Genomic DNA, 25548 nt, shown 5'->3' on the forward strand with positions numbered 1-25548 from the left:
TCGACGTTGGACGCCCTCGTCTCATGTCCGCAGGCGATCCCTTGGACTCATTCATCTAGGGTTGGCAGCGTGACTGCCGGGTCGGCCCTGACGGGCCTTGCACGGAAAGCGGTCCCGGCCTCGACGTGAGCCCGAGGCGGGGACGTGCCCCGCCTTCCCTCTCCGCGTTCATCGCCGTTCCCCGCCCCCGCGCTTCCGTTGCGGGCGGCACCCGACGATCACACAGGAGAAGGATTCAGCCATGTCCGAGGCACAGCACCCGTCCGCGCCCGAAGTTCCCACCACCGTGGCCCACTTGAACCACACCGCCGTCTACGCGCGGGACCGGCGGCGGTCCGCCGAGTTCCTCGCCTCGATCCTGGGTCTGGAGGTGGGCGCCCCCTTCGGGCCCTTCCTGCCCGTCGACCTGGGCAACGGCGTGACCCTGGACTACTACGAGAAGCGCGACGAGCCGATCCAGTCGCAGCACTACGCGTTCCTGGTGCCCGAGGAGCAGTTCGACGCGATGATCGCGAGGCTGGAGGCGGCCGGGGTCACCTACTACGCGGACCCCTCGCACACCGAGCCCGGCCGGGTCAACAGCCTCTTCGGCGGCCGTGGCGCCTACTTCGACGACCCGGACGGCCACAACATGGAGATCATGACCCGCCCCTACGTGCGCCCCTGACCTGGGACTGGGCACGTCCCTGACGTGGGGCCCGTGCACGCCCCCGCCCGGGGACGGGGTGCCTCACAGGCGCCGGTACATGATGTGCAGCCCGACCAGCCCGTGCCGGGGGTGCTCGAACGCCTCGGGGACCGTGCCGATGATCTCGAAGCCGAGGGAGGTCCACAGCTTCACGGCGGGGTTGGTCTCCACCACGGCGTTGAACACCATGCCCCGGTAACCGGCCGCGGCGGCCTCGGCGAGCACATGCTCGGCGAGGGCGCGGCCGTAACCGCGCCCCGACCGGTCGGGGTCCACCATGAAGCCGGCGTTGGCGATGCGGGCGGCGGGGCCGCCGTAGTTGGGGGTGAGGTAGGCGGAGGCGACGACCGCCCCGTCGTCCTCGACGACGTAGACCCGTTTCGGGGGGCTCGTCCACAGGGCCCGGGCGGCCTCCTCGGAGGTGCCCGGGTCCCAGGTGTAGGTCTCGCCGGCGGCGACGATGCGGTGCCAGAACGGCCAGATGCGTGGCCAGTCGTCGGGGGTGGCTTCCCTGATCAGCATGGTCGTGAGTCTTGCACGCGCGGGCGCGCCGGGAGATCGCGAAGGGGTGAGGGGTCAGTCGACGCTGGGGAGGATGTGGGGCTCGGCGAGGTCGTCCTCGTAGCCCGCGAGCCGGATGGGGGCCGAGCGGGCCCACACGTCCAGGCTGCCGATCTCCCCGGGCCTGCGGCCGGCACGCTCAGGGCGTTCCTTGGGGCGCTGCTCGCGATTCTTCTTCTCCGGTGTCACCGCGCACTCCTTATGTGTCGGTCACCCTCGGGACGTGTCGCGCCGGTCCTGCTGCGCCACCGTCCGCCGGGGCTGTATGTCGATAGCCGTTCGGACGCGGTGGCGCCGGTAACTCGAAGGAGAGCAGGCCGTTGTGAACCGGCTGTCCCATGACGGACCGTGGGTGTGGGTCGAACCCTGTGTTCTGTCCGTCGGCGTTCAGATTAACCAAATGAGCGGCCCCCCGCTCGATGGGGCTGCAAACCCTGGGTAACAATCACGCTTCGGATCACGTTCGACCCACCAGAATGTCCGCATATGTCCTGATGAACGCACCTGCACCCCATCACTCGATCGGAGGACACGGGTGTCGGCGCGTGCGAGAGGGCGGCCTGACCCCGGGCGTCGACGCTGACCTCAGCAGGAGAGCGGCGTCAGCTGGAGAGCGGCGTCACCACTTGCCCGGCTTGTAGTCCTTGAGGAAGACGCCGTACAGGTCCTCGCCCGCCTCGCCGCGCACGATCGGGTCGTAGACGCGGGCGGCGCCGTCGACCAGGTCGAGCGGGGCGTGGAAGCCGGCCTCGGCGAGGCGCAGCTTGTCGTAGTGGGGCCGCTCGTCGGTGATCCAGCCGGTGTCGACCGAGGTCATCAGGATGCGGTCGGTCTCGAACATCTCCTGGGCGCTGGTGCGCGTCACCATGTTCATGGCGGCCTTGGCCGCGTTGGTGTTCGGATGGCCGGCGCCCTTGTAGCCGCGGGAGAACACGCCCTCCATCGCCGAGACGTTGACGACGTAGGCGCGGTGGGACGGGGCCTTGCTCGCGGCCGCGGCCAGCGCCGGGCGCAGCTTGCTGATCAGGATGAACGGCGCCGTGTAGTTGCACAGCTGGGTCTCCAGCAGCTCCACCGGGGAGATCTGGTCGATGGTCTGCACCCAGGTGTTGGTGTCCACCACGTCGGGCACCAGTCCGCCCGCGTCGATGGCGGTGCCCTCCTGGTGCTTGACCAGGCTGGCGTTGCCCGCGACCAGGGCGAGATCGGCCACCTGCTGGGCGTCCAGCCCGCTCACCCCGGCGGGCAGGGCGGCCAGCCCGTCCACCGCCCCGGAGTTGAAGGCGCCGATCACGTGGTGGGCGGGCAGCTCACCGGCGGGCAGCGGCGCGCTCTCGCCCTCGACGAGCGCGGCGTAGGCGGAGGGCAGCCGGCGCACGGTCTGGGTGGCGTTGTTGATCAGGATGTCCAGCGGGCCCTGCTCGGCGACCCGTTCGGCGAGCGCGACCGCCTGCGCCGGGTCGCGCAGGTCGATGCCGACGACCTCCAGGCGGTGGATCCACTCCGCGGAGTCGTCCATGGCCTTGAAGCGGCGGATGGCGTCCTTGGGGAAGCGGGTGGTGATCGTGGTGTGGGCGCCGTCGCGCAGCAGCCGCAGCGCGATGTACATGCCGATCTTGGCCCGGCCGCCGGTGAGCAGCGCGCGCCGTCCCGCGAGGTCGGTGCGGGCCTCCCGGCGGGCGCGGTTCTCGGCGGCGCAGGCCGGGCAGAGCTGGTGGTAGAAGTAGTCGACCTCGACGTAGCGGGTCTTGCAGACGTAGCAGGAGCGGGGGCGCTGGAGTATGCCCGCGATCCTGCCGGGCTCGACGCGGGAGGACGGCAGCAGGCCCTCGGTCTCGTCGTCGATGCGCTGGGCGGAGCCGGTGGCGGTGGCCTCGGTGACGGCCCGGTCGTGAGCGGTCTTGGCGGCCCGGCGCTCCTGGCGGCGGCGCTGCTTGACCGTGCGGTAGATGTGCGAGGTGGCCCGGCGGACCTTGATCGCGTCCGGGTGGTCGATCTCGAGCTTGTCCAGCTCCTGAAGGACGCTGAGGCAGACGGCGAGCCGCTCCGGGTCGATGCCGGGCCCGTACTCCACGTCGTCCGTGGACCCGGAGCCGCCCTGTGTCACCGTCATCGCCGCTGCCGTCCCGCTCTGCCCTGGCGGCGCTCCGTTCGCGCCCGCTTTCGAACGGGGAAGTGTACGGAGCGCCGGGCCGCAGCACCAAACCCGGACGGTCAGGGCGCGCAGGCGGCGATCAGCGTCTCCACCTCCTCGGACACCGCCCGGGCCAGCCGGTCGAGGTCGGGCACGGCGGCGCCGTCGGCGACCAGTCCGTAGTGGACCCGGCCCCGGTAGGTGGAGATCGCCACCGCGAGCGAGTGGCCGGGGGCCAGCGGGGCGAGCGGGAAGACCGCGCCGAGCGGGTTGCCGCCGAGCCGCAGTCCGAAGCCGGGCAGCGGCACGCTGGTGACCAGCACGTCGAACCAGAGCCGGGCCGCCTGCCCCACGATCGGCCCGCCCAGCCGGTGGCCGAGCGGCGGCACGTGGTCGGCGAGCAGGGCGACCGCGCCGGCGCCGCGCTCGGGGCCGGCGTCCTTGTTGCGGTCCATGGCGGCGCGCACCAGCTTGAGGCGGGCGACCGGGTCGCGCTGGTCGACGGGGAGCCGTATCAGGTAGCCGGAGAGCCGGTTGCCCTGCGGGTGGGCGGTGCGCGGGCGGCGTCGGGAGACGGGGATGAGGGCGCGCGGGGCCACTCCCTCGCTGCCGTCGCCGCGTTCGTCGAGCCAGCTGCGCAGGGCGCCGGCGACGACCGCGATCAGCACGTCGTTGACGGTCCCGCCGACGCTCTTGCGGATGCGGTGCACGTCGTCGAGGTCGGCGACCACGCCCGCGGTGCGGCGGGTGCCGCTGGGTTCGCAGGCCAGCGCGGGCGAGGTGCGCACATCGAGGGTGGAGCGGGCGACGGAGGCGCCGATGTCCAGGGCCCGGCCCACGTCGGACAGGGCGCCGCGGACCAGTTCGGGCACCTTGCGTACGTCCGGCAGCAGCCCGGCCGGCTCCTCGGCGGGGCGGGGCCGGGCGGCGGGCAGGTCCATGGGGTCCATCAGCGCGGCGGCGAGGGTGAGCGCGCGCAGCCCGTCGGCGAGGGCGTGGTGGAACTTGAACAGCACGGCGAAGGACACCCCGTCCTCCCCCGGCAGGACGTGCGCCTCCCAGGGCGGACGGGTGCGGTCCAGCGGGCGCTCCATCAGCCGGCCGGCCGCGGCGTGGAAGTCGGCGGCCGGGGCGTGCAGCCGGATGTGGTTGAGGGGGTCGAAGTCCGGGTCGGTCTCGCGGGCGGCGCCGCCGAAGGCGAGCGGGCGGCGCAGCGCGGAGGCCAGCGGCCGGCGCAGCGCCCCGGCGAGGGGACGGCCCAGCACGGAGGTGAGCGGTCCGCCGAGGGCGTTCCAGGAGCGCCGCAGGGCGGGCAGCGACTCCCGCAGCGGCAGCGGCTGCCACACGTCGCGGATGCGCATGCGCAGTCCGGGGACGGCGGCGGCGCGGGAGGCGAGCAGATCGGCGGCGTGCGCGCCTGCGGCCGGCGAGTGGGCGGAGAAGACGCCGAGTGCGGCCAGATGCATCGGATGGTCGGCGGACTCGATGTTCCAGAACGCCAGGTCGAGTGGAGCCAGCAGATCTGCTTTCACATTGCCTCGCATCGACGTCGGGTTGGATCAGCAGTCAATCGCCCCCGGCCGATTACGGTCAAGTACGATCTCGCTACGCATAGTTAACAGCACATTACGTCTCCGCCCCTTCCGCCGGCGAGGCGGAAGGGGCGGGACGTGTGGGCCGGATGTGGTCAGCGGGGCACGGCCGGGCACTGCTCGGGGTGACCGACGCCACCCGGACGGGCGGCACCCGCCAGGGGGCCCGGCCGCTGAGGATGCGTCACCCGGCGGGGCAGCCCGCGGGCTGTGCCCGGGAGGCGTCCCGGATCAGCGCCTCGTGGGCCGCCCTGACCCGGGGGACGTCCGGCTTCATCACCCGCCGGTCGTAGGTGAGCAGCCCGTTGAGCTCGCCCTCCACGTCCGAGATCTGGGTGTAGACGGCGCCGTTGCCGCCCTTGCAGACCAGTGCGCGCACCTCGTCGAGCTTGGCCAGGTAGTCGTCGGTGTAGGTCGCCGGGTCGACGTCGATGTACGACTGCTGCACCGACCAGGCGTGTCCGGGCACCGCGAGCCCGAGGCCGCCGTACTCGCCGCTGACCAGGGCGCGCCGGCCGTCCGGCCGCGGCGGCAGGGCCGGGCTCGGGTAGCCGTGCTCGTCCATGATGTCGCCGGCGTTGCCGTCGGCGCCGAGGTTGAGCCCCGACTGGTTGTTGACCAGGCGGGTGGGGTCCCAGGCCTTGGCCTGCTCGGCGATGCGGCCGACGTCGTACTGGCCCCAGCCCTCGTTGAAGGTGACCCACATGACGATGGACGGGCTGCTGATGTGCTCGTCGATCATCTGCTTCATCTCGCGCTCGAAGCGGGCGCGCGACTCGGCGCCCGGGTTCACCCCGGCGGTCATCGACGGCATGTCCTGCCACACCAGCAGGCCCAGCCGGTCCGCCCAGTAGAACCAGCGGTCGGGCTCGACCTTGATGTGCTTGCGCACGGAGTTGAAGCCGAGCTCCTTGTGCTTGCGCAGGTCGAAGGCGAGGGCCTCGTCGGTGGGCGCGGTGTGCAGACCGTCGGGCCAGAAGCCCTGGTCGAGGGTGGCCATCAGGAAGACGGGCTTGCCGTTGAGGACGGTGCGGGGCACGCCGTCGATCTTCTCCACGGCGATGGAGCGCATCCCGAAGTAGCTGCCGACGCGGTCGGAACCGACGGTCACCTTCAGCCGGTACAGGAACGGGTCGTCGGGCGACCACAGGCGGGGGTTGCGGATGCGCAGGGTCAGCGGCTCACCGGTCCGGCCGGTCGCCGTGGCGACCTGGCGCTTGCCCGCATACGCGGTCGCCCGGATCGGCAGTCCGTCGCGGACGCCGCGCGCCTGAACGGAGAGCTGCTCCTTGTCCACGTCCGGGATCAGCGCCAGCGAGTCGACGTGGTCGCGGGCGACCGGCTCCATCCAGACGGTCTGCCAGATGCCGGAGCTGGGCGTGTACCAGATGCCGCTCGGGTCGAGGCGCTGCTTGCCGACCGGCGGGTTCTCGCCGTTGGCCGAGTCGGTGGGGTCGTGGACGCCGACGACGAGCTCCTGGGTGCGGCCGGGCTTGAGCGCGTCGGTGATGTCGGCGCTGAACTTGTCGTAGCCGCCCTCGTGCTCGGCCACCTTGGTGCCGTTGACGTACACCTCGGCCCGCCAGTCGACCGCCTGGAAGTTCAGCCGCAGCCGCTTGCCGGAGCCGATGTGCCAGTCGCGCGGGACGGTGAAGGTGCGCCGGTACCACATGCGGTCCTCGTGCCGCTGGATCCCGGAGAGCTGGGACTCCACCGGGAACGGGACCAGGATGCGTTCCTTGAGCGTCTTCCCGAAGGGCGGCTGCTCGCCCTTTTCGGCGGCGGCGAACTGCCAGCGGCCGTTGAGGTTGGCCCACTGGTCACGGGTGAGCTGGGGACGCGGGTACTCGGGGTGGGCGTTGTCCGGGCCCACCTCGTCGGCCCACTGGGTGCGCAGCTCGTAGGTGGAGCGGTTGGGGCCGCTGCTGAGGAAGGCGTCGACCGGGTCGCCGCCGGCCGCCGTCAGGCCGCCCTTGCCGTCGTAGCGGATGTCGGCGGTGCCGCGGGCGGTGCCGGTCTTGTTGCCGACGACCGGCTCGCCGAGGGTGACGAGCAGGGCCCTGGGGTCGGCGGGGTCCGGCGCGGCGGACTTCAGCGGCCACCTGGCGCCGCCGATGACCGCGTTCAGATGGCCGGTGAAGCCGGCCGGGGGCGCGGCGAGCGGCTGCGGGAAGTCGAGCTTGAGGGTGCGGCCGGAGGCGAGGACGGTGGCGGCGAGGGCGCCGTCGTAGTCGAAGCCGTCCGGGAGGCGGAACGCCGACTGGGGCACCGGCTCCTTGCTGCCGCCGGGCTCGGTCCAGCGCAGATGGAAGTTGGAGCCGCCGTAGTGCTCGAAGTACTCGACCTTGATGTCGTAGGCGCGGCCGGCGGTCAGCTCGATCGGCTCCGCGGTCTGTTCGCGGTCCCAGTCGTCGACCCAGTGGTCGATGGCGAGCTTGCCGTCGATCCACAGGCGGAACCCGTTGTCGGCGATGACCGAGAAGGTGTGGGGGCCGGTCTTCTCCGGCACGATCTTGCCGGTCCAGCGGACGCTGACGTCGTCCGAGCGGCCGGTGGTGAAGTTCAGACGGGGCTCGAGGTTGTCGAAGTCGAGGCGGGGGTCGAAGGCGGTGGCCTTGAGCTCGTGGAAGTCGAAGGCGCCGGGCGCGGAGTGGGTGTAGTACTCGCCCTTCAGCCCGCGTATGTCCACCGGGTCCTCCTCCGCCGCGGTGGCGGCCGGGCCGGTGGCGGTGAGTCCCGCGACGCCGAGCGCGGCGGCCAGCAGGAGCGCGAATCGGTCTCTGAGTCGTCTGGTGCGCACGGATCCTCCGTGGGTGAGGAAGGTGACGGCTCTCGCTACTGACGTACGTGCGATGTTCTGTTATGTGCGAAGTAGTTGCCCGCACAACGTTGTCACGAACAGTACTTGGCATAACAGCACGGATTCCGCCATCCGTCCAGGGACATGACAAGGGCCCCGGTGGTCCCACGACCAACCGGGGCCCCTCTGGCGCTTGGGACTACTGCACCTGCTGGCCCTTGCCGAGGACGATCACGCCGCCCTTGGACACCGTGTACAGCTCGGCGTCCCGCTCGGGGTTGACGCCGATCGTCGCGCCCGGCGGCACCTCGACGTTCTTGTCCAGCACGGCGCCGCGCACCACCGCGCCACGGCCGATGTGCACGTTGTCGTGCAGCACCGAACCCTGCACCACCGCCCCGGGATCGACCACGACCCCCGGCGAGAGCACCGAGCGCGTCACCTGGCCGCGGATCAGACAGCCCGCGCTGATGATCGACTCGCTGGCGATGCCGCCCGCGTTGAACCGGGCGGGCGAGAGCTGGCCGGAGTGGGTGTAGATGGGCCACTGGCGGTTGTAGAGGTTGAACGCGGGGCGCTCGGCGATCAGGTCCATGTGCGCCTCGTAGTACGCGTCCAGGGTGCCCACGTCCCGCCAGTAGCCCTGGTCGCGGCTGGTCTCGCCGGGCACGTGGTTGGTGCTGAAGTCGTACAGCGCCGCCTCACCGCGCTCGGTGAGCTGGGGCAGGATCGAACCGCCCATGTCGTGCACCGAGTTCTCGTCCTCGGCGTCCCGCTGCAGCGCCTCGATCAGGGCCTTGGTGGTGAAGATGTAGTTGCCCATGGAGGCGAACACGCGGTCGGGGTCGTCGGCGAGCCCCGGCGGGTCGGCCGGCTTCTCCAGGAACCGCTGCACGGTCTGCCCGTCGGAGCCCGGGGTGATCACACCGAACGCGGAGGACTCCGTGCGCGGCACGCGGATCCCGGCGACCGTGACACCGGCGCCGCTCTCGATGTGCTGGGCGAGCATCTGGCGCGGGTCCATGCGGTAGACGTGGTCGGCGCCGAACACCGCCACGTACTCCGGCCGCTCGTCGTAGATCAGGTTCAGCGACTGCAGGATGGCGTCCGCGCTGCCCAGGTACCAGCGCGGGCCGAGCCGCTGCTGCGCGGGGACCGGGGTGACGTAGTTGCCGAGCAGGCTGGACATCCGCCAGGTGGTGGTGATGTGCCGGTCCAAGGAGTGCGACTTGTACTGCGTGAGCACGCAGATGCGCAGGATGTCGCCGTTGACCAGGTTGGACAGCACGAAGTCGACCAGCCGGTAGGTGCCGCCGAATGTGACCGCCGGTTTGGCGCGGTCCGCGGTGAGTGGCATCAGACGCTTGCCCTCGCCGCCCGCGAGCACGATTCCCAGGACCGAAGGTCCACCACGACGCATGGCCGCTCCCCTCACGCCGAGTTTTCCCGTCCCTGCCCGTGGCAGGGACGGCTAAGCCTGTTTGCGGATCTCCTCGTACAGCCGGACGGTGCGGCGGGCCACCGCGTCCCAGCCGAACTCGGCGACCGCGCGTTCCCGGCCGGCCTCGCCCATCCGCCGGGCGGCCTCCGGGTCCCCGAGGACCGAGTCCAGCGCCCGTGCCAGACCGGCCTCGAAGTCGTCGTCCACGTCCACCAGTACCCCGGTCTCCCCGTCCGCCACGACCTCCGGGATCCCGCCGGTGCGGGAGGCCACCACGGGGGTGCCGCAGGCCATCGCCTCCAGATTGACGATGCCGAGCGGCTCGTAGACGGACGGGCAGACGAAGACGGCGGCGTGGGTGAGCAGCTGGATGACCTCGGGCCGCGGCAGCATCTGCGGGATCCAGTGCACGCCCTCGCGCTCCCGGCTGAGGTCCTCGTACAGCTCGCGGAACTCCCGGTCGATCTCCGGGGTGTCCGGCGCTCCCGCGCACAGCACCACCTGGGCGGCCGGATCGATGCCGCGCACCGCCCGCAGCAGATGCGGCACGCCCTTCTGCCGGGTGATGCGGCCGACGAACAGCACATAGGGGCGGGAGCGGTCCAGCCCGATCCGCTCCAGGGCCTCGGTGCCGGGGTCGGGGCGGTACAGGTCGGTGTCGATGCCGTTGTGCACGATGTGCACGCGGGCCGGGTCGAGGGCGGGGTAGCAGCCGAGGATGTCCCGGCGCATGGCCCCGGAGACGGCGATCACCGCGTCGGCGGTCTCCACGGCGGTGCGCTCGGCCCAGCCGGACAGGGCGTAGCCGCCGCCGAGCTGCTCGGCCTTCCAGGGGCGCAGCGGCTCCAGGGAGTGGGCGGTGAGCACGTGCGGGATGCCGTACAGCATCTTGGCGAGGTGGCCGCCCAGATTGGCGTACCAGGTGTGGGAGTGGACGAGGTCGGCGCGCTCCAGGGCGCCGGCCATGGCGAGGTCCACCGAGAAGGTGCGCAGCGCGTCGTTGGCGCCGTCGAGCGCGGACCAGGGGCGGTGGCGCAGCACGCCGTCGGCGCGGCCCTCGCCCCAGCAGTGCACCTCCAGGTCCACCAGCGGCCGCAGCTCGCGGGCGAGGAACTCCACATGGACTCCCGCGCCGCCGTACACGTCCGGGGGGTACTCCCGGGTCAGCAGTCCCACACGCACCCGCGAACCCCCTGTCTGAGCACACGTCCCATTCATGGTCACCCACAACGGCCGCCTGCGGAACCCCCGGAGGACGTCTCCCCGATCTTTCTGCGCGGGGCCGGTGGACACCCCTTAGGGGCCCGTCCCCGGGTCGTGGGACGTGCCGGCACCCGTCCTGGGGATGACAGGGCCGCCGTCGTACTCCATCGGCAGTAGGACACAGTGAGTGCTCAGGGACGACGACGGGAACAAGCCGGGACGGCAAGGTGTTGGTCATGGAAGCCGACCCTTCGCCGCGCCGGGCCGACGGCCCCCGCCATCCGCTGAGGAGCAGCCGATGAGCGCCCTCGCGTTGTCCGTGCTGCTGTCGTTCGTGTCCGCCGTGGCCTACGCCGGCGGCGCGATCGTGCAGGAGCGGGTCGCGGCGTCCTCACCGGGCGAGCAGTACGCACCGCTGCGCCGCCCGGCCTGGTGGGCGGCCGTCGCGCTCAACGGCCTCGGCGCCCTGCTGCACGTGCTGGCGCTCGCCTACGGGCCCCTGAGCATCGTCCAGCCGCTGGGCGCCCTCACCATCGTGTTCGCGCTGCCCATGGCGGCGCTGCTCGTCGGCCGCAGGGCCGGGGCGACCGCCTGGCGCGGCGCCGTCATGGCGACGGTGGGCCTGGCCGGTCTGCTGGCGCTGGTCGGCGCCTCCGCCACACAGTCCCTGCACACCGGTGAGCGGGTCGCCGTGGCCCTGACCACGGCCGGCGCCATCGCAGCCCTGGTCGCCGCCGCCCGGGCCGTGCACCGGCACCCGGCGGTGCGCAGCATCCTGCTGGCGGTCGCCTCCGGTGTCGCCTTCGGCATGGCCTCCGTCTTCACCAAGACCGTCGCGGTCGACTGGACCGACGGCGTCTCGGTGGGCGACCTGCCCTCGCTCGCGGTGATCGGCGTGCTGGCCACGGCCGGTCTGCTGCTGTCCCAGGCGTCCTACCGCAGCGGCGGACTCGCCGCCCCGCTCGCCACGCTGACGGTGGTGAACCCGGTGGTCGCCGCCGCGGTCGGCATCACGATGTTCGGCGAGACCTTCCGCTACGGCACCACGGGCACCGCGCTCGCGCTGAGCTGCGGTGTGGTGGCGGCCGGCGGTCTGATCCTGCTGACGACGGAACGGCTGGCGCGCGAGCAGCAGCAGGCCGCGCCGGCCACGGCCCACGCCGTCCCGGCCGCTTCGGCGGCTTCGGCCGTCGCGGCCGTCCCGGCCGACGACCCCGCGCGAACGCTCCTGGCCGGGCTGGAGGTGCCCGCGGACGTGGCGCTGCCGGTGCCGGTCCCGGCCGGGGTCCCGGCGGGGGCGGATGCCGACCCCGAGGTCCCGGTCCCCCAGGTGGCGTACGCGCCCTTCTACGGCGGCCCGTACGTCCCGGTGCCCAGCACCGACCGGCACCGCCTGCGCGTCAAATCCTGACCCCGCCCGCCCTGAGGTAGGCGACCGGGTCGATGTCCGAACCGAAACTTGGCCCCGTCCGCACTTCGAAGTGCAGATGCGGGCCCGAGCTGTTGCCCGTGGACCCGGAGCGGCCGATGCGCTGGCCGGAGCCGACCGGCTGGCCGTTGCGCACGGAGATCGCCGAGAGGTGGGCGTACTGGCTGTAGCGGCCGTCGTGGTGCCGGATCACCACCTGGTAGCCGAAGGAGCCCTCCCAGCCCGCGCTGACCACGGTGCCCGCGGCGACCGAACTCACCGACGTGCCGGTGGGCACGGGGAAGTCGACGCCGGTGTGATAGCCCTTCGACCAGGCGGAGCCCGCCTTGTGGTACGGCGTGCCGAGCGCGGCGCTGACGGGGGCGACGAGCGTGCCGCTCTTGGCGGCTGCGGTGCCGCGCCCGGCACGGTCGCCGGTGCGCTGAGCCGCGGCCTTCCGCTCGGCCTTCCCCTCGGCCTTCCCCTCGGCCTTCCGCTCGGCTTTCCGCTCGGCCTTCCCCTCAGCCTTCTGCTGAGGCTTCTCGCCCTGCTTCTGAGCCCTCTCGGTCCGCTCAGCCGGCTTCTGAGCCCGTTTGTCCTGAGCCTTCTTCGACGGCTGCGCCACGCCGGAGGAGCCGTCCGGCAGGGCGAGGCGCTGGCCGGGGATGATCAGATCGGGGTCGGCGCCGATGACCGAGCGGTTGGCCTCGTACAGACCGCGCCAGCCGCCCCGCACCCCTTCATCCGCGGCGATCCCGGAGAGCGTGTCGCCGGTGACCACGGTGTACATCTCGGTGCGCCCGGCACGGGACTGCGGCGTCCTCTGCGGTTTGACGTCCTCGACCGAGGACCGGTCGGCCCGCTGCTTGCGTTCGCCGCGGCCGGTCTTGCCGTCACCGCCCTTGACGTCGATGTCCGGGGTCTGGCCGCCCCGGGTGAGTCCCGCCCGTACGGAGCAGACCGGCCAGGCTCCCGGACCCTGCCCCTCCAGGACCTTCTCCGCCACGGCGATCTGCTGCTCCCTGGTGGCGAGATCGGCGCGTGGCGCGTACCGCGTGCCGCCGAACGCCTCCCAGGTGGACTGGGTGAACTGCAGTCCGCCGTAGAACCCGTTGCCGGTGTCGATCTCCCAGTCGTTGCTGGACTCGCACGCCGCCACCTTCTCCCAGGTCTCCACGTCGGCGGCCTGGGCGGTGCCGCTCATGGTCAGCGGCAGCGCCATCCCTGCGCCGCCGGCGGTCACGGTGAGCGAGGCCCGGTTGATCCTCTTCGGCTGATACCGGCGGTGCCGACCGCGCACGGCCATGGTGCCCCCCATCGACAATGCGTCAGGAGGGGCAAAAGTAAGCGCTGCGAACAGGCCGCCACAAGACGCCTATCGGTCGCGCGGATGCGCCAACTGCCCGGTCTTTTTCGCCCGTTGCGCCCCGAGTTGCGGGCCGGGTGTCGCACGCGCGGGCGGGTGCGACGCGCCGCGGGCGCACGGACGCACGCACCCCGATGAGACGGACGCACGCACCCGATGAGTGCGAAGGGGGGTGCCGCCCGTATGTGCCTGCGCGGAGCCGTACGACGGCGCCCGCGGGCCCGCCGGCCCGCGCGTGCGCCCGCCGGTACGGCACGTCAGGATGGTCGAGGCAGGACTGACGGGCACCACCGGCAGCACCGATACCGAGGGCACTAGGAGCCAACCCTATGAGCAGTTCAGCGCAGATCGGCGTCACGGGTCTCGCGGTCATGGGCCGCAACCTCGCGCGCAATTTCGCCCGCAACGGCTACACGGTCGCGGTGCACAACCGGACGGCCGCGCGGACGCATGCGCTGGTGGAGGAGTTCGGCCACGAAGGCAGGTTCATCGCCGCGGAGACGGCCAAGGAGTTCGTGGCGGCGCTGGAGCGGCCCCGGCGGCTGGTCATCATGGTGAAGGCCGGTGAGCCCACGGACGCGGTGATCGAGGAGTTCGCCCCGCTCCTTGAGCCCGGCGACATGATCATCGACGGCGGCAACGCGCACTTCGCGGACACCCGGCGCCGCGAGCGCGAGCTGCGCGAGAAGGGCATCCACTTCGTCGGCACCGGCATCTCCGGCGGCGAGGAGGGCGCACTCAACGGCCCGAGCATCATGCCGGGCGGCTCGAAGGAGTCGTACGAGTCGCTCGGCCCGATGCTGGAGAAGATCTCCGCGAAGGCGGCCGACGGATCGCCCTGCGTCACGCACGTCGGCCCGGACGGCGCCGGGCACTTCGTGAAGATGGTGCACAACGGCATCGAGTACGCCGACATGCAGCTGATCGGTGAGGCGTACCAGCTGCTGCACGACGTGGCCGGCTACTCCCCCGCGCAGATCGCGGACATCTTCCGGACCTGGAACACCGGCCGCCTGGACTCCTACCTCATCGAGATCACGGCCGAGGTGCTGTCGCACGTGGACGCGGCGACGGGCAAGCCGTTCGTGGACGTGGTGGTGGACCAGGCCGAGCAGAAGGGCACCGGCCGCTGGACCGTGCAGATCGCCCTCGACCTGGGTGTGCCGGTCTCCGGCATCGCGGAGGCGGTCTTCGCCCGCTCGCTCTCGGGTCACGCGGCGCTGCGCGAGGCGTCCCGCGGGCTGGCGGGCCCGAAGGCGAAGCCGATGGGCGAGTCGGAGGCGGCGGCCTTCGCCGACCGGGTCGAGCAGGCGCTCTACGCCTCGAAGATCGTCTCCTACACCCAGGGGTTCCACGAGATCGCCGCGGGCAGCGAGGAGTACGGCTGGGACATCGACCTCGGCGCGGTCGCCTCCATCTGGCGCGGCGGCTGCATCATCCGGGCGGCCTTCCTGGACCGGATCCGCGCCGCGTACGACGCCCGGCCGGACCTGCCGAGCCTGCTGTCCGACGAGACGTTCGGGCGGGAGATCGCCGAGGCGCAGGACGACTGGCGCGAGGTGCTGATCGCCGCGGTCCGCAACGGCGTGCCGACCCCCGGCTTCGCCGCCGCGCTCGCCTACTACGACGCCCTGCGCGCCGAGCGGCTGCCCGCGGCGCTCACCCAGGGCCAGCGGGACTACTTCGGTGCGCACACCTACCGGCGGACCGACCGCGAGGGGTCGTTCCACACGCTGTGGGGCGGTGACCGTTCGGAGGTGTCGGCGTAGCTGCCGCCTGACGCGCGAAGGGGCGGTGACCGTTCGGAGGTGTCGGCGTAGCTGCCGCCTGACACGCGAAGGGGCGGTGGGTCCCGACGCTCCGGTGTCCCCGGGATTCCCCCGGGGGATCGGAGGTCCGTCACTGGATCCACCGCCCCTCGCGTTGTCCTCATGGCGGGGGCATCGCCCCGCCGGGCGGCCGTTGCGCTCAGGTCAGCGGCGGGCCCGGTTCCGGGTTCGGCACGGGCTCGGGTCCCGGAGGGATCGGGGACGGTGAGGGCCCGGGCGGCGGTCCCGGAGACGGGGGCGGAGGCGTCGGCGGGGGCGGCGCGGGTGCCGGGCCCGGCTCGGGGCCGGGGGGCGGTCCCGGCGGTGGGACCGGATGGGGCTGGGGGTGCGAGGGCTCGGGGCCCGGCGTGGGTCCGGGAGGGACGGGGTCCGGGTACGGGTCGGTCATGACGGATGTCCTCCGGCCAGTCGCTCGACTACGGCTCTGGACTCATCCCCCGCCTACCCGACGCCGGATTCCTCAGTCACCCCGTCGCGGGACATTACGGGCCCAGGTGGCCCTGCACCCCGGCCCCGGTGCCGATCACCCGCCGTGCGATCCGGCCGCCGGATCACGCTCACGTCGGCCGGGTCCCTCCGCGGGGCCGGGCTCCCGTCCGCCGGGTCAGGCGGTCACGGCCTGCGGGCTGCGCCGCTGGTCCGAACCGGGCACCGGCTCGGCGGCGTCGGCCCCGAGAGCCACGATCCGGTTGTCCGCGTCCACATGCACCACCCGGGGCTTCATCTCCCGCGCCTCGGCGTCGCTGACCTGGGCGTAGCTGATGATGATGACCAGGTCGCCGGGGTGGACGAGATGGGCGGCGGCGCCGTTGATGCCGATGACCCCCGACCCGCGCTCGCCCTCGATGACGTACGTCTCGAGCCGGGCGCCGTTGGTGATGTCGACGATGTGCACGAGCTCGCCGGGCAGCAGGTCGGCGGCGTCGAGCAGGTCCGCGTCGATCGTCACGGATCCCACGTAGTGCAGGTCGGCCTGGGTGACGGTGGCGCGGTGGATCTTGGACTTGAACATGGTACGCAACATCGGGGTACTCCCACAGGTAGGCTCCCTGCCTGCGTTTTTGCAGGTCAAGGGCTATTTCGACACCCTACAACGAGTCGCATGTTCGGGCAGCTGTCCCCAGGTTTTTCAGGACTCATGCTGACCACTTGCTGACTTTTCTGACGCCCCGTCAGGCGACTGGAGGAGGACTTCGCCCACTCTCGCGGACCCCACCGTGACGACGGCCCAAGCCTACGCAGCACCCTCCGGCGGACGTCCGTGATCACCGTCACTCGGACGGTCTGGACGGTAGTCAGGAGCGAAGGCGCTCGACCGGGAGTCGGGCCACGCGCCGCCATGGGTCAGCTGGCCCAAGCCCCTCGTTTCCCGCCTCAAAGGAGGAGGCACCCACAGTTCCAGGAATCTGAGTGGCCGAAGCAGCGGGGCAACATAGCGGCGGATCGCCGGTTAGACGCTGTTGTCTTTCCGGGCTTGAGGACTATGTTTCGGCTGGTCAGGCATGGGCTGGTGATCCTGTGGGAGTGGTGACCTGTCGTGTCGCCGTTCCCGTGGAGGTCGTGGATGCCGTCGGTCGTGGGGCTGCTTGAACAGCGCGAGCTCGTTGCTCGGCGTCGGGTGGACGAGCTGCGGGAGGAGGTCGACCGGATCCAGGCCGAGCTGGCCCTGGCCGAGCGGGACTGGAAGGAATGGGCCATCGCCCGCTCGCGGGTCGGCGAGGTGCTGGACCCGGTCGAGGAGACCGAGCAGGGCCACGACCAGGTCGGGCGGACAGTGCCGAGGGCCGGCGGACGGACCGGGCAGGCGTTGTCAGCGGCCGGAGCAGCGAAGCCCAGGTCGCAGGTGCCGGTGTGGCGTGAGGGGCTGGACCGGTCGGTGCTGTCGGTTGACTATCAGCGCATCCTTGAGGCCCTCGGGGACCGACACCGGCTCCATCAAGGGCCGCTGACCTGCCAGGAGTTGGCCCACATGTTCGGCCTGGACGCGGTGCCGGCCAAGGTGGAGGCGCTGCGGTCGAAGGCGAAACGCCTGGTCGCACGGGGGTGGCTGGCCGAGCGGCAGCCGGGCCGGTTCACCCTCGCCCCGGGGCCGGCCGGGCCAGGCGGCGGGTCATGAGCAGGGTCATCGACCAGTAGACCATCGCCTCGGCGCTGGTGGTGCGGCGTTCGAAGTCGCGCACCAGACGGCGGCTTCGCATCAGGTGGGCGAAGAACCGCTCGACGATCCACCGCTTGGGCAGCACCACGAAGCCGCGCATGTCGTCACTGCGTTTCACGATCGCCAGGACCAGCGCGAACGCGGCCAGGCAGTGCTCGACGAGGCTGCCGGTATAACCACCGTCGGCCCAGACCAGTTCCAGTCGGTGGTGCTCGTCGGCGACCTGCCCGAGCAGCACGTGGGCGGCGGTGCGGTCGCCGGTGTCCGCGGCGGTGACCATCACGTCCAGCAGCAGGCCGAGCGTGTCGACCACGACGTGCCGCTTGCGCCCGTTGACGAGTTTGCCGCCGTCGAAGCCACGGCTGTCCGCGCCGACGACGGCGTCCGCCTTGACCGACTGCGAGTCGATCACACCGGCCGTCGGCTCCGCGTCGCGGCCCGCCTTGCCGCGGACCTGCGCACGTAGCCGGTCGTGGAACTCCTTGACCAGGCCGTGGTCGCGCCAGCGGCGGAAGAACGCGTACACCCGGTCCCACGGCGGGAAGCCGGCCGGCATCGCCCGCCGCTTGATGCCGTTGTCAACGAGGTAGCGGATCGCATCGAGTACAGCCCGGTGGCAGTACGCCTCCGGCCGACCGCCGCGTCCGCGCATCCAGCCCGGCACCGGCAGCAGCGGCCGGACCACGGCCCATTCCGCGTCCGTCATATCCGTCGGGTAGCGCGGCTGCCGCAAAGCGTTGTCAGCAGCGTTTCCGAACCGGTGAGCCAGACAGTCACACTCCCAGGTGACCGAGCTGGACTGCCCGGCTGCCGGCACGGAAGACTGCTGCACCAGGGCCTCCTGCTGCTCGGTGATTCGACACCAACGAGCTGTTCAGGAGGCCCTGTCCGCATGCGCCAAGCGCCCCACGATCACCCAATCGGGACTCCCGTTCGACGCGCATCTCTCAAGATCGGAAAGACAACAACTACTCAGGGTGGAACGAGTCCGCCGTGCTCATCGTGGACAGCCTCGGCGAGCGGCAGACCACCACCATCGCCCGTGGACACAACGCGCTCCACCCTTCCACCCGCACCCTGGAGGCGATCAACGACCCTGCCTCCCTGGGCTATGTGTACGGCGCGGTCACCGAGCACCTCGGGTGGCGCCGTGGTGACGAGGAGGGCACCGTGATGGCGCTCGCCGCCCTCGGCGATCCGGAGCGGTTCCGCCCACTTCTTGCCCGGGCCCTGCGCACAACACCCACGGGCTTTTCGGTCGACCCCGCCTACTTCCCGCCGCGCGCGCTGACCTCGGGCTACCCGAGGACCTCTCGCCGCTTCATGGACGAGACGTGCCCCGAGCGCCACCCGAGCGAGCCGCTCCAAGACGTCCACCGGGATTTGGCCGCCGCCCTCCAGGAGCGCACCGAGCAGGTGATGCTGCATCTGGCCCGCAGGGCCCGGACGATCACCAGATCGCGCCGCCTGTGTGTCGGCGGTGGAGTCGCCACGAACTGCGTGAGCATCGGGCGGATCATCGAGGCCGGAATTTTCGACGAAGTCTTCGTCCCGCCCGCCCCGGGCGACGCCGGCACCGCGATCGGGGCCGCCATCGCCGCACACACCGGCAGCCGCAGTCGGCGACCCGTATCCGGCGTCGCCCGGGCCTGCTATCTCGGCCCGTCGTACCAGCACCAGGCCCTTGACCTCACGCCATGGCCCGGACTCCAGCAGAAGACGCTGGGCGTGGAGTCCGCCGAGTTCCTCGCCGACCAGCTTGCCCACGGCATGATCGTCGGGCTCTTCCAGGGACGAGTCGAAGCCGGCCCCCGCGCCCTCGGGAATCGCTCGATCCTCGCCTCTCCATTGGAGCCCGGGGTCGTCGAGCGTCTGAACGCCACCGTGAAGTTCCGGGAGCCGTTCCGCCCATTCGCCCCCATGGTCCTGGCCGAACGCGCCGCGGAGTTCTTCACCCTCGGCCAAGAGGCGCCGTACATGTCGATGGCGTCCGGCGTAACCGACGAGGCGCGCGAGCGTGTGCCGCCCATCGTGCACGCCAACGGCACCTCCCGCCCCCAGACCGTCACCCGGTCGCAGAACGCGTTCATGCACGATGTGCTGAGCGCCTTCGCCCGCCGTACAGGGGTGCCGGTGCTGATCAACACCTCCCTCAACGTCAAGGGCAAGCCGATCTGCGGAACACCAGAGATGGCGCTGGACTGCCTGGCCAACTCCGGACTGGACGCCCTGCTGCTGGAAGGTCGGTGGATCACAAAGTGAAGATCGGATACAGCTTCTGGGGATTCCTCGGCAACGGAATCACCGACACCCCGGACGGGGGCCGCAGCCACCGCCGCCCCCTGATCGACGCCCTCCTCGACCGCGGCCACGAGATCGTCTTCCTACAGGCCAACCGCGACCTGATCGAGGCCGGCGACGACCTCGGCAACGCCTACGCCTTCCACAGCGGCACCCCGGACATCGACGTCCTGTTCCTGGAGTGGCGCTGGGCAATCGACGGGCGCAACACCACCCCGTGCGGCACCGAGGGGCACACCTGCGACCTGCACCGCCAGACAGAGCTGGTCACCTGGTACACAGTTCGGCTCGGAACCCCGACCGTGATCTGGGACAAGGATCGCCAGCTCCGGCCGGACAGCGTGTGGCGGCGTATCCGCCAGACCACTGTGTGCGAGGCCGCTCTCGAACCTACGGCGGGCGCCCACCGCCTGCTCTTCCCGGTCGACGACCGTCTCCTCGATGAGGCGGATCCGATCGTGCTCGCCAAGAAGCCCAGGGATCTCGTCCTCGGGTACGTCGGCAACCAGTACGACCGCGACGAACATTTCGACCGCTTCTTCGCGTCGGCCGCCACCCGCTTCGATCACCTGGTCGGGGGCAAGTGGACCAAGACCGATCGCTGGCCGCACGTCCGGTTCCTCGGCAGGCTCCCCTTCGAGGCGGTCCACGCCGTGTATGGCAGGTCTCTGGCAACCGTGCTGATGCTGCCGGAGCGGTACGCCGTCGTCGGGCAGATGACGCAGCGGATCTTCGAGGCCGTCCTCGCCGGCTGCCTGCCGCTCACCCCTGCCGACATCCTGCACGCGGACCGCTTCGTGCCCAAGGAACTGATCGTCAGCTCCGGCAGCGAGGTGATCGAGCGGCTCGCCCACCTCCAGCGGATCGCCGGCACCCAGCAGCACGCGGACCTGATCGCGGCCTGCCTGGACCGTCTGGACCCGTTCCGCCTGAGTCGGCAGGTAGACGCGTTGGAAGCCGTACTGGACACGGCTGCCAGCCCCGTAAATGTGGAGCGGGGAGCGGCGTGATGCAGCTGGCTTCCCAGACCATGGCACCTGGATCATCCGAACGTGTCCGACCGGCCGGTCCGACCGGGCACCCGAGCGCCTCTACGCTGGAGCACCATGAAGAAGGTCGCCATCGTCGGCTGCGGAGGCAGCGGCAAGTCCTACCTGGCACGCGAGCTGGGCAGGATCCTCGACGCCCCGGTCACGCACCTGGACGCCGCGTTCTACGACGACGCGTGGAACGCGCTGCCCATGGAGAAGTTCGCCGCCCTGCAGCGGGACCTGGTCGCGCAGCCGAAGTGGGTGATCGACGGCAACTACAACTCCACCTTGCAGATCCGGCTCGAAGCCTGCGACACGGTGGTCCTCATGGACGTCTCGACCGTGGCCGCGCTGTACGGGATCTTCTCCCGTCAGGTCCGGCACGGGGCAGGGCACAAGGGCAACGGGGTGCACAACCGCATCCACTGGGGCGTGATCAAGTACGTGGCGACGTACCGCCGCAAGATGCGCCCGCGCGTCATGGCCAAGATCGAGGAATTCGCCTCGGGCCGTGCCGAGGTGGTGCTGCTGCGCAACCGGCGACAGACGCACCGCTGGCTGCGCAAGGTCGCCGCCGAGCACCGCTGAGCGCTCCGCGCCCCCGAGGGGAGGGTGCGGCATGAGCGGCGCCAACCCGTTCCTGGACCCCGCGCGGCAAGCGGAGCTGTATGGGCACGCCTCGCGGCTGGCCGGCCGGTCCAATGCCCTGATGCGGGCGAAAACCTCCGGACGCCCGGTACCAGACACGATCGTGCGCCTGGTGCGCGCCCACCACGAGCGGGCAGACAAGCTCGGCCTGGTCTTGGACGTCGGCTGTGGTCGCGGTACAAGCAGTCTGGCCCTGGCCCAGCAACTCCGGCCGCAGCGGGTACTCGGTCTCGACGCGGCTCCGGCCTTGATCGAACAGGCCCTGCACCGCGCTCAACGGCTTCCCGACGTCCCAGTCAGCTTCCTCATGGGCAACTTCCACCAACTGCCGCTTCCTGCCCAGTCATTCGACGTCGCTGTCGCAGCCTTCTGCCTTTACCACTCACCGCAGCCTCAGACGGTGGTCGCGGAGATGAAGCGGGTGCTGGCTCCGGGAGGGCTGGCCGTGCTCGTCACGAAGGGACTCGACAGCCACCGGGAGATGGACCAGCTGGTCGCTGCCGCCGGCCTCGACCCGCGGGCCGAGCAGCACGAGAGCCTGTACATCTCGGCGCACAGCGACAACCTCGCCCACCTGGCCGCCGTGTCGCTCGACGTACTCGCTGTGGAGCACGAGGAACACCGCTTCACCTTCGACGGACACGACCACGTGGCGGAGTACCTGGCCACCAACCCGAAGTACGACCTCGCCCCGGGCCTTTACGGCAATCCTGGCGCGCTCACGGCAACACTGCATGAGTTCCTGCCGGACCGGCCCCTCACCACCAAGTCCCTCGTCACCTTCGTGGTGGCCCGGTCAGGGGGAGGACGGTCGTGAGCGTTCGCCGGTTCACCAAGCACTACGAGACCCCCGGCCGGGTGGCCTCGGCAGCCCGCCATCACGCCTGGCTCGTCGAGCACGCACCGCCGCTGCGGCTTCCGGCGCTGACGGTGGTGGGGCCGACGAGCCTGACATACGAGTGGATCGACGGCCGTCCTGCCCGGACCGAGGACCTGCCGGCCCTGGCTGGGTTGCTGGGCGATGTCCACGGGGCCGCCTGGACCACCGACCTCCGGCCGGCCGCGCTCAACAGGCCCCACCGTTTCCGTGACGGCATCGCGTTCGGCGACTACATCGGTCCCCGGCAGGCTGCCCTGCGAAGAAGGCTGGAACAGGGGTACCTGCCGGACCGCGGGGCCTTGCACGCATTGCTGACGCTGCTGGAGAAGACCGCCGAGGGGCCGACCGCCTTCTACAAGGACAGCAACCCGCGAAACTTCATCATCACCGAGGCCGGCGAGATCTACACGGTCGACACCGACGATCTGACGCTGGCGCCGATGGGTTACGACCTGGCGAAACTGATCGCGACGCTGGTCCTGACGTACGGGCCTTTGCCGGCTCCAACCATTGACTCGGCCCTGCGCGCCTACAACGAGGCCGCCGTACGCCACGACCCCCAGCTTGGCATCACGGATCGCGAGCGGCTCGACGACTACCTCGCCCTGCACGCCGTGCTGACCGCTCCGTACGCCGGGCGCAACGGCTACCGCTACAGCTGGTTGCCCCGACCCTGCCCCCGAGGATCCGCATGATCACCACCGAACTCGTCTTCGTCCGCCACGGCGAAGCCCAGTGCAACGTCGACGGCCTGGTAGGCGGCCCGCGCACCTGCACCGGGCTTACCAACCGCGGATACGCCCAGACCGAACGGGTCGCGCTCCGCCTCGCCACCGAGCACCGCGACAAGCCGTTCGACGCCCTGTACGCCGGCCCGCGCCTCCGCCTGCGCCAGACCGGCGAGATCATCAGCCAGGCCCTCAACCTCCCCATGTCCACCGACGACCGCCTCGACGGTCCGGTCCACGGTGCCGCCGACGGCAGACCCTGGGCCGAGGTGAAAACCGCTGCCGACGGCGGGCCGCACGCCCACCCGGACAGGCCCTGGGCTGCTGGATCCGACACGTGGAACGGCTACCTGGAGCAGGCAGGCCGCCTCCTACGGGAGCTCATCGCCCATCACGAGGGTGAGCGCATCCTGTTCGCCGCGCACGGCGAGACCGTGATCGTCGCCCACACGCTGCTCCTGGGAATCCCGCTCGGATCTCCGGCCGGGTTCACGGTCTCTCACGGGTCCATCACCCGGTGGCAACACCACCTCAACCGGCTTAAGCAGAGACGGTGGATGCTCGACCGCCACAACGACACCGAGCACCTGGCCGCCTTATCGCAGGAGGCTGTCGCGTGATCACGCTGTCCGATGATCCGCGGCTGAGCCTGGCACGCGGCGCGCTGGGAGCGGTCCGGATCGTGCACGATCCGACTCTCCCGCCCCGAGTCCTGCGTCTTGTCGACGCCGACGGCAAGGAGTTCTTCGCCAAGCAGCACAGCGAACGCGACCGATACATCCGAGAACTCCATGCCTATCTCGCCTGGGGAGCTCACCTGATCGGGCACGTCCCCCGAGTGGTGGGCCGACAGGACAGAACATGCACCCTGCTGCTCACCGCGGTGCGCGGCGTACGGGCGGATGCGGTCGCCCCCGGGTCGCCGGAGGAGGAACAGGCTCACTACGAGGCCGGGCGCGTCCTGGGCAAGCTGCACCACGCCACCTCGGTACCGCGTACCGGCGCCGTCGGCACGGAACTCGCCCAGCGGCTACGCGACTGGATCGCCCGTGCAGATGGGGCCGGCCTCATCTCCACGGCCGAACGCGACCGCATGAGCCACAGCGCGGACGTCTTGGCGAACACGCTCATGGACAGCGCGGTGTGCCACCTCGACTACCAGCCGCGGAACTGGCTCCTTGGGGACGCCTTCGGAATGTGCGACTTCGAGCACATGCGCCGGGATGCCCGCATCCGCGACTTCGCCCGGCTCGAATTCCGCCGCTGGCAGGCCGCTCCCCACCTCCGCACGGCTTTCTTCGCCGGATACGGAACGCCGCTGAACGACACCGAACAGCGACTGCTGGAGTCCTTCGGTGCGATCGAGGCCGTCACCGCCCTGGTCCGCGGACACGAGCAGGACGATCTCGCCCTCAGCAGCCACGGCCGCACCGTTCTCGCCCGGCTCGCCTGAACCACAACCCTCCTCGGATTCCTGGAGAACTCCGTGTCACAGCACGCATCCCACATGACCACCACCGTGCCCCGCCGGGCTGTGGTGACCGGCGACGCCGGCTTTATCGGCTCCCACCTCGCGCAGGCCCTCGTCCAGGCCGGCGCCGTCGTCGTCGGCGTCGACCGTCGTGACCCTGCCACCGACCCCACGGCCGCAGCCAACCTGGCCGCCCTGCAGAGGCTCCCGGGGTACATGCACGTCACCGCTGACCTCCTCAACTGCGCGATCGAGCCGCTGCTCGTGGACGCGAACGCCGTCTTTCACCTGGCCGGCATCCCCGGGGTACGCCCCTCCTGGGGGCCGAAGTTCAGCGAGTACGTCGCCTCCAACGTCCTCGCCACCCACCGCGTCATGGACGCCGTCACCCGTATGGGTGTTCCCCGGCTGGTGGTGGCCTCGTCCTCCAGCGTCTACGGCCCCACCGAGGGCGGTCCGAGCGTAGAAACCGACCGGCCACAGCCGGCATCCCCGTACGCGGTCACGAAACTCGCCGAGGAGCAGCTCTGCCTCTCGCACTCCGCCCAGGCCCATTGCCCCACCAGCGTCGTCGCTCTGCGGTACTTCACCGTTTACGGCCCCCGGCAGCGTCCCGACATGTTCACGCACCGCGCCCTCACGGCCGCCCTGACCGGCCAGTCACTGCGTCTGTACGGAGACGGTCACCAGCGCAGGGACTTCACGTACATCGACGACGCAGTCGCCGCCACCATCGCCGCGGCCACGATCCCGACCGCCAGCGGAGTGATCAACGTCGGGGGTGGTTCGAGCGCCTCACTGCTGGAAGTGATCAACATTGCGAACAGCCTCTCCGGTCGCGAGATCCAGGTTCACCAGGAAAACCCCCGCAGCGGCGACGTCCTCACCACCCGCGCCGACCCCGGCCGCGCCCATGAGGTCTTGGGCTGGCAGCCCCAGGTCGACCTTCACAACGGCATGCAAGCCCACATGCAGGCGCTGGCCGCCGAGACCGCCGCGTACGGCCGCGCGGCATAACCAGCGGGACACCAGGAGGAGTTGCAGTGGAGAGTCCTGAAAGGGCGCGACTGGAAGCCTTCTTCCGGCAGATCACAACACGGTTCCCCGCTGGCGAGCACGTCACCACCCTGATCATCACGCACCTGCTCTCCGAGCGGCCGACGTTCCTCCGCGCGATGGCCGCGACGTCCACGGTCGGTGCTGTACTACCCAAGCCCAGGTCCGTCGACCAGCCGACGCTGGAGAAGGTCTGAGCTGACCCCGGTTTCGTGGAGTCCCTGAAGCCAGGTTTATGATCCTGGCCCGAAGG

General features: G+C 71.0%; 23 protein-coding genes. 13 read left to right on the forward strand and 10 right to left on the reverse strand.

Annotated elements, in window-relative coordinates; genetic code table 11:
• The first annotated feature begins 241 nt into the window (after positions 1 to 241).
• Positions 242 to 667, forward strand: a complete 426-nt coding sequence (locus tag ABD207_RS31270) for a VOC family protein (protein ID WP_344016688.1) — start codon at positions 242 to 244, stop codon at positions 665 to 667.
• A gap of 63 nt (positions 668 to 730) precedes the next feature.
• On the opposite strand, the gene ABD207_RS31275 is transcribed toward ABD207_RS31270, so the two are convergent.
• From ABD207_RS31275 to glgA, 7 genes are all read right to left on the reverse strand, one after another.
• A complete protein-coding gene (locus tag ABD207_RS31275) occupies positions 731 to 1210 on the reverse strand; it encodes a GNAT family N-acetyltransferase (protein WP_344016689.1) in 480 nt (159 codons plus the stop codon).
• Positions 1211 to 1264: 54 nt separating this feature from the next.
• Positions 1265 to 1438: a hypothetical protein gene (locus tag ABD207_RS31280; protein ID WP_167990066.1), complete on the reverse strand. Its 174-nt coding sequence runs from the start codon at positions 1436 to 1438 to the stop codon at positions 1265 to 1267.
• A gap of 430 nt (positions 1439 to 1868) precedes the next feature.
• On the reverse strand, positions 1869 to 3362 hold the full coding sequence (locus ABD207_RS31285) for an SDR family NAD(P)-dependent oxidoreductase (RefSeq protein WP_344016690.1): 1494 nt from the start codon (positions 3360 to 3362) through the stop codon (positions 1869 to 1871).
• 101 nt (positions 3363 to 3463) lie between these two features.
• Positions 3464 to 4915 carry a wax ester/triacylglycerol synthase family O-acyltransferase gene (locus tag ABD207_RS31290; protein ID WP_344016711.1) on the reverse strand — a complete coding sequence of 484 codons (1452 nt, stop codon included), beginning with the start codon at positions 4913 to 4915 and terminating at the stop codon, positions 3464 to 3466.
• 244 nt (positions 4916 to 5159) lie between these two features.
• The gene (locus ABD207_RS31295; protein WP_344016691.1) at positions 5160 to 7775 is read right to left on the reverse strand and encodes a PA14 domain-containing protein; all 2616 of its coding nucleotides are present in this window, start codon (positions 7773 to 7775) and stop codon (positions 5160 to 5162) included.
• 199 nt (positions 7776 to 7974) lie between these two features.
• Positions 7975 to 9195 (reverse strand): glucose-1-phosphate adenylyltransferase, encoded by a 1221-nt coding sequence (gene glgC, locus ABD207_RS31300; RefSeq protein WP_344016692.1) that lies wholly within the window; start codon positions 9193 to 9195, stop codon positions 7975 to 7977.
• Positions 9196 to 9246: 51 nt separating this feature from the next.
• Positions 9247 to 10398, reverse strand: a complete 1152-nt coding sequence (gene glgA, locus ABD207_RS31305; protein WP_344016693.1) for a glycogen synthase — start codon at positions 10396 to 10398, stop codon at positions 9247 to 9249.
• A 319-nt stretch (positions 10399 to 10717) separates the two neighbouring features.
• Here glgA and ABD207_RS31310 point away from each other — a divergent pair, with 319 nt between their 5' ends.
• Positions 10718 to 11830, forward strand: coding sequence for a DMT family transporter (locus ABD207_RS31310; protein WP_344016694.1), 1113 nt, complete (start codon positions 10718 to 10720; stop codon positions 11828 to 11830).
• Here the strand turns inward: ABD207_RS31310 and ABD207_RS31315 are convergent.
• Positions 11820 to 13133 carry a transglycosylase family protein gene (locus ABD207_RS31315; protein ID WP_344016695.1) on the reverse strand — a complete coding sequence of 438 codons (1314 nt, stop codon included), beginning with the start codon at positions 13131 to 13133 and terminating at the stop codon, positions 11820 to 11822. The genes ABD207_RS31310 and ABD207_RS31315 overlap by 11 nt on opposite strands.
• A gap of 389 nt (positions 13134 to 13522) precedes the next feature.
• On the opposite strand from ABD207_RS31315, the gene gndA reads away from it, so the two are divergent.
• Positions 13523 to 14962: an NADP-dependent phosphogluconate dehydrogenase gene (gndA, locus tag ABD207_RS31320; protein ID WP_344016696.1), complete on the forward strand. Its 1440-nt coding sequence runs from the start codon at positions 13523 to 13525 to the stop codon at positions 14960 to 14962.
• A gap of 664 nt (positions 14963 to 15626) precedes the next feature.
• Here gndA and panD read toward each other — a convergent pair.
• Positions 15627 to 16046, reverse strand: coding sequence for an aspartate 1-decarboxylase (gene panD, locus ABD207_RS31325; protein ID WP_344016697.1), 420 nt, complete (start codon positions 16044 to 16046; stop codon positions 15627 to 15629).
• 540 nt (positions 16047 to 16586) lie between these two features.
• Here panD and ABD207_RS31330 point away from each other — a divergent pair.
• Positions 16587 to 17138 (forward strand): hypothetical protein, encoded by a 552-nt coding sequence (locus ABD207_RS31330; protein WP_344016698.1) that lies wholly within the window; start codon positions 16587 to 16589, stop codon positions 17136 to 17138.
• Here the strand turns inward: ABD207_RS31330 and ABD207_RS31335 are convergent.
• The gene (locus ABD207_RS31335) at positions 17095 to 17886 is read right to left on the reverse strand and encodes an IS5 family transposase (RefSeq protein WP_344016699.1); all 792 of its coding nucleotides are present in this window, start codon (positions 17884 to 17886) and stop codon (positions 17095 to 17097) included. The genes ABD207_RS31330 and ABD207_RS31335 overlap by 44 nt on opposite strands.
• 287 nt (positions 17887 to 18173) lie before the next feature.
• Here ABD207_RS31335 and ABD207_RS31340 point away from each other — a divergent pair, with 287 nt between their 5' ends.
• The 9 genes from ABD207_RS31340 (at position 18174) to ABD207_RS31380 (ending at position 25492) form a co-directional block, all read left to right on the forward strand.
• Positions 18174 to 19442 carry a carbamoyltransferase family protein gene (locus ABD207_RS31340; protein ID WP_344016700.1) on the forward strand — a complete coding sequence of 423 codons (1269 nt, stop codon included), beginning with the start codon at positions 18174 to 18176 and terminating at the stop codon, positions 19440 to 19442.
• A complete protein-coding gene (locus ABD207_RS31345; RefSeq protein WP_344016701.1) occupies positions 19427 to 20491 on the forward strand; it encodes a glycosyltransferase family protein in 1065 nt (354 codons plus the stop codon). Before ABD207_RS31340 ends, ABD207_RS31345 begins: the two co-directional genes overlap by 16 nt.
• Before the next feature lie 96 nt (positions 20492 to 20587).
• Positions 20588 to 21100, forward strand: coding sequence for a P-loop NTPase family protein (locus tag ABD207_RS31350; protein WP_344016702.1), 513 nt, complete (start codon positions 20588 to 20590; stop codon positions 21098 to 21100).
• A gap of 31 nt (positions 21101 to 21131) precedes the next feature.
• On the forward strand, positions 21132 to 21977 hold the full coding sequence (locus ABD207_RS31355; RefSeq protein ID WP_344016703.1) for a class I SAM-dependent methyltransferase: 846 nt from the start codon (positions 21132 to 21134) through the stop codon (positions 21975 to 21977).
• Positions 21974 to 22735, forward strand: a complete 762-nt coding sequence (locus ABD207_RS31360) for a phosphotransferase (RefSeq protein ID WP_344016705.1) — start codon at positions 21974 to 21976, stop codon at positions 22733 to 22735. The genes ABD207_RS31355 and ABD207_RS31360 overlap by 4 nt, the downstream gene beginning before the upstream one ends.
• A complete protein-coding gene (locus tag ABD207_RS31365; protein ID WP_344016706.1) occupies positions 22732 to 23388 on the forward strand; it encodes a histidine phosphatase family protein in 657 nt (218 codons plus the stop codon). Before ABD207_RS31360 ends, ABD207_RS31365 begins: the two co-directional genes overlap by 4 nt.
• Positions 23385 to 24221, forward strand: coding sequence for an aminoglycoside phosphotransferase/kinase family protein (locus tag ABD207_RS31370; protein ID WP_344016708.1), 837 nt, complete (start codon positions 23385 to 23387; stop codon positions 24219 to 24221). The genes ABD207_RS31365 and ABD207_RS31370 overlap by 4 nt, the downstream gene beginning before the upstream one ends.
• A gap of 54 nt (positions 24222 to 24275) precedes the next feature.
• A complete protein-coding gene (locus tag ABD207_RS31375) occupies positions 24276 to 25256 on the forward strand; it encodes an NAD-dependent epimerase/dehydratase family protein (protein WP_344016709.1) in 981 nt (326 codons plus the stop codon).
• A gap of 26 nt (positions 25257 to 25282) precedes the next feature.
• The gene (locus ABD207_RS31380) at positions 25283 to 25492 is read left to right on the forward strand and encodes a hypothetical protein (protein WP_344016710.1); all 210 of its coding nucleotides are present in this window, start codon (positions 25283 to 25285) and stop codon (positions 25490 to 25492) included.
• Positions 25493 to 25548: the final 56 nt, after the last annotated feature.

It is taken from the genome of Streptomyces thermospinosisporus, from assembly GCF_039526425.1.
Classification (GTDB): domain Bacteria; phylum Actinomycetota; class Actinomycetes; order Streptomycetales; family Streptomycetaceae; genus Streptomyces; species Streptomyces thermocarboxydovorans.